Here is a 1,369-nt window from a genome sequence, read left to right as displayed (position 1 = left end):
GGAGGTGTCAGAAATCTTGTGTGCTGAGGTCGGTTAAAAAATCTCAGCTGATGGCGGCGGTGAATCGCTCGCCGAACAGAATGGCGAACTGATTGACTGCTTGCCGCCAGGTGATAGGCGGCATCTTCCAATCCTTTTCGATGTTGCGCAAGGCCAGAAATAGCAGTTTGCTGGCGGCTTCGTCGCTGGGGAAGTGGCCTCGGTTCTTGACGATCTTGCGCAACTGCATGTGCATGCTCTCGATGGCGTTGGTCGTATAGACGATTCGACGCACCTCGGGCGGATAGGCGAAGAAGGGTATCACCTGTTCCCATTGGCGCTGCCACATGGCCGCGACGGTCGGGAATTTGCGACCCCACTCGCTCTGTGCAAAGGTGTCGAGCGCCGCTGCCGCCGCCTCGGCCGTGGCGGCCTGGTAGATCGGCTTGAGCGCGGCAGCCAGCGGCTTGCGGTCCTTCCAGCTCGCCAGATTCAGCGAATTGCGGACCAGATGCACGATGCAGGTCTGGATCTGGGCGGCCGGATAGACCGCCTCGATCGCCTCCGGGAAGCCGCGCAAACCGTCGACCACCGCGATCAGGATGTCGTGCAAGCCGCGGTTCTTCAGTTCGTTGAAGACCTTCAGCCAGAACTTGGCGCCTTCGGTTTGCTCGATCCACAAACCCAGCACTTCCTTGCGGCCGTCGGCGCGGATGCCCAGCGCCAGATAGACCGCCTTGTTCTTGACCGTGCCTTCGTCGCGGATCTTCAACCGCAGCGCGTCAAAGAACACGATCGGATACATCGCCTCGAGCGGGCGTTGCTGCCACTGCTCGACGTCGGCCAGCACCTCGTCGGTGACGGTGGAAATCAGGTCGGGCGATACCTGCAGCCCGTACAGATCCAGCAGATGGCCCTGAATCTCGCGCACGCTCATGCCGCGCGCATACATGCTGATGACGTGGTCGTCGAAGCCGGGCAGCCGGCGTTGATACTTGCCGACCAATTGCGGCTCGAACGTCGCCTGCCGATCGCGCGGAATATCCAGATTCAGCTCGCCGTTGGGCGTCAGGACTGTCTTGGGGCTGGTGCCGTTGCGGTGGTTGCCGGCCTTGCCTTGCTCGGACTCGGCTTCCAGATGGTGGCTCAACTCGGCCGCAAGCATGCGTTCGGCCAGTTGCTTCTTGAGCTGGCCGGCCAGGCCCGATTCGCCCAGGATCGACTCGGCATCCTTGCCCTGCACCTGGGCCAGCAGTTGATCGATCAGCTCATCGGGGAACAGCTTCGGCGCCTTCGGGTTCTTGCTCTTCTTGGTCACGGTTGCATCGGTCATAGACGTTATTTCCGTTATCGTCTCATGACCTCGGCACACGAAAAAACTGACAGGCTC

Annotated in this window: 1 protein-coding gene; it reads right to left on the bottom strand. The window is 61.0% G+C overall.

Translation table 11 applies throughout. From position 1 onward, the window contains the following. Positions 1 to 43: 43 nt before the first annotated feature. Positions 44 to 1,312 (bottom strand): IS256 family transposase, encoded by a 1,269-nt coding sequence (locus DID96_RS37695; RefSeq protein ID WP_221624644.1) that lies wholly within the window; start codon positions 1,310 to 1,312, stop codon positions 44 to 46. Positions 1,313 to 1,369: the final 57 nt, after the last annotated feature.

This window comes from Burkholderia sp. Bp8963 (assembly GCF_003854275.1).
Taxonomy (GTDB): domain Bacteria; phylum Pseudomonadota; class Gammaproteobacteria; order Burkholderiales; family Burkholderiaceae; genus Burkholderia.
The sequence above is the reverse complement of the archived record's forward strand: the minus strand, read 5'-3'. Positions and strand labels throughout refer to the sequence as shown.

What these genes read in the sequence shown, in the direction of transcription:
- DID96_RS37695 (WP_221624644.1), bottom strand. Translation starts at nt 1,312, where the DNA reads ATGACCGATGCAACCGTGACCAAGAAGAGCAAGAACCCGAAGGCGCCG.